Source organism: Candidatus Oleimmundimicrobium sp. (assembly GCF_030651595.1).
GTDB lineage: Bacteria > Actinomycetota > Aquicultoria > UBA3085 > Oleimmundimicrobiaceae > JAUSCH01.
Window position 1 is genome coordinate 1 of record NZ_JAUSCH010000070.1, and the last position, 2944, is coordinate 2944.

General features: G+C 50.8%; 3 protein-coding genes. All 3 read left to right on the plus strand.

Annotation, left to right across the window (positions count from 1 at the left end; translation table 11 throughout):
• Positions 1–508: PTS sugar transporter subunit IIA (locus tag Q7U95_RS04665; RefSeq protein WP_308752268.1), on the plus strand; the 508-nt coding region annotated here is incomplete at its 5' end.
• Positions 509–913: 405 nt separating this feature from the next.
• Positions 914–1297 (plus strand): BlaI/MecI/CopY family transcriptional regulator, encoded by a 384-nt coding sequence (locus Q7U95_RS04670; protein WP_308752269.1) that lies wholly within the window; start codon positions 914–916, stop codon positions 1295–1297.
• Positions 1298–1299: 2 nt separating this feature from the next.
• Positions 1300–2944: M56 family metallopeptidase (locus tag Q7U95_RS04675; RefSeq protein WP_308752271.1), on the plus strand; the 1645-nt coding region annotated here is incomplete at its 3' end.

Consider the following 2944-nt stretch of genomic DNA (forward strand, 5'->3'; position numbering starts at 1 on the left):
TGAAACGGAACTTCGCGAGATACTCATCGAACGCGACAGCATCACCGAAGACAGATTTGACTGCCTGATAAAGGATTGCGAAATACTCGACATCGAGGACGAGATGGATTTCAGTGCCGCGTTCCGGCTCATCGCCGATTCCGTATGCGGGCAGGTAGGATACGACCCAAAGCTGTTTTACGACAAGCTGTGCAGCCGCGAGGCGCAGGGCTCGACCGTGATAATGCCCGGCCTTGCGATACCGCACGTTATCATCGACGGCGACGGAATATTCCATATTATGATCGTCCGTTCAAAAAATGGAATAAAATTCCCGCACTCCGACGACCCTGTATACTGCATCTTCGTACTCACGGGGACGCTTGACGAACGCAACTACCACCTGCGGGCGCTTATGGCCGTCGCCCAGATCGCCCAGTCGCACGACTTTAAAGAACACTGGCAAAACGCCAAGGATACCCACGAGTTAAAAAACTTAATACTCCTTGCCAACAGAAGACGCGATTAGCAGCTCTGGCCTCCGCCCCGTAGCCCAAAACGCGGCGCTACTGTAGCTCGGGCTTCCAGCCCGTAGCCCAAATGCAGACGCCGCCGAAAGGCTTGCAATAAACACATGTGCGTTTAAGATTGACGGCGTTAGCGCTGCGAGCGAGACGCTCGAGCTACTGTAGCTCGGGCTTCCAGCCCGTAGCCCAAATACCGACGCCGCCGAAAGGCTTGCAATAAACAAATGTGCATTTACGATTGACGGTGCTGAAATCTCAAGCGAGGACACTTGACCTGCTTTACCAAAAAAGCGGCGGGTGGTGTAATTTTTTTTTAAAACTACGAATTTTTTCGTTGACAATACGAATTCATTCGTATAGAATATATTGAGGTATTACGAGACAATATATTTGAAAGGTATTAAGATATGGCAAGACAAAAGGTATCAGGGCCTACGGATAAGGAATTGTCGATATTGTCAATTCTGTGGGACAAAGGGCCAAGCACCGTACGGCAGGTCAATGAGGAAATGGCCAAACAGCAGCGAACCGGCTACACAACAACGCTCAAGCTTATGCAGATAATGTCCGATAAGGGACTGCTCATTCGCGACGATTCGAAATTCCAGCACATTTACAAACCTGCCGTCAGTGAAGAAAAAACCCAGAAACAGGTCGTCGGCGACTTGTTGGACAGGGTGTTCAGCGGGTCGGCGGGAAAACTGGTAATGCGGGCACTGTCGGCCAAAAAGGTATCGGCGGATGAGTTGGCTAAGATAAAGAAAATGATCGAGGAAATAGAAGGAGAATAAAAATGGGTGCTTTGCAAAATATCTTACACGCGGAAATCATTGAGAAACTCGGCTGGACATTGCTTCATTTCGTCTGGCAGGCGGCGGCGATCGGGCTTCTTCTGGCGATAGTATTAAGACTTATGCGTAAATTCACGGCAAACCTGCGATATATGGCCGCCTGCGTCGCGATGGCCGCATTGGTAGTGCTTCCCGCGATAACCATACAAATGGTCGAGGTCGATGCGCCGATCGAAATCACGCCGCCGGCAAACCGGCACACCGTTGATTTGCCTCAATCCGCGATTGAAACGGCGGCAATCAGGCAAATCGCTGGGATAGAGCTGCCGCAAACACAGGCTGCCGCCGCAATTGACGAGGCGCCTTTAACCGATAGATTCATCGACGCTATCGAGCCTGCCCTGCCCTTTGCGGTTATCGTCTGGCTTGCCGGCGTGTTTGGGTTGAGTATCTGGCATCTTGGCGGCTGGGCACAATTGCAGAAGCTCCGCAGGCAGATGGTGCGGCAGGTTGAGCCTTCGCTCAAGGCGAATTTACGGCGGCTTTCAGACGCGATGGGCATCAGCAAAGCGGTTGACCTTATGGAATCGGCATTGGTGCAGGTGCCCGCGGTGATAGGTCATTTCAAGCCGGTGATACTGCTGCCGGTAAGCGCTCTTACGGGTTTGAGTACCGAACAGATAGAGGCCGTTTTGGCTCACGAGCTGGCGCATATAAAAAGGAACGACTACCTTGTTAATATGCTGCAAACCGTTGTCGAGATTTTAGGCTTCTATCACCCTGCCGTGTGGTGGGTATCGCGTAAGATAAGGGTGGAAAGGGAAAACTGCTGCGACGATATGGCTGTAGGCGTATCGGGCGATAAGGTTGGTTATGTAAGGACGCTGGCTCTGTTGGAGGAGATCCGCGCTGCCCAGCCCGGCTTAGCCGTGGCCGCATCCGGCGCAAGCCTCTTCGACCGCATTAAACGCCTGCTCGGCAAAGACGCCTCGGACGATGAAAAAGCAAACTGGCTGCCCTCAGTCGTCGCGGTATTGCTCATAGCCGCGCTGCTGATACCAACGGCGTTGGCATTGAATGGCGACAAATTACAAGACACAGAAAATAGCAAAACACAGCAATTGCAGCAGTTGGTTGAGGATTTCTTCAAGCACAACTATCGCGACATCACCGCCCGAAAAACCATCGAATGGGGAGAGCCTGAAGTTGATGCGCAAGGCAATATGTCGATCAGGTACAAATACGAAGCGACTATATGGGACAAAGACAAGATAATCGAAAACAAGGTGTGGACGTTCGATAAGTTGGGCAAGTTTGTCTCGGTCAAAAATATTAGCGTTGCTCAAACACTGCAACAATCGGGTATTCGCGGGTATGAAGTTAACCGTAAGGTATCGGACTTTCCAGATGAAGAGGATATGTCCACGCCGGAAACTGCTTATGCCGCTATCAACAGAGTTATGGGAAGTTTAGGCGAACAGAGTTGGCAGAAAGTCAGCACTAAGAAGGTTGTGGATAGGTTACAGACGACGCAACGGATGGCAACAACGCCGGAATGGTCAAATATTGTTCTCAATGCCGCGATACTGGAAGTAAGAATAAATAATAATAAAGCTGCCGTTATCGCGAGGTTTCCACAAGATATTT

Excerpts from the sequence above, each read along its gene's own strand:
- Q7U95_RS04670 (WP_308752269.1), top strand. The coding sequence starts at position 914 with ATGGCAAGACAAAAGGTATCAGGGCCTACGGATAAGGAATTGTCGATA.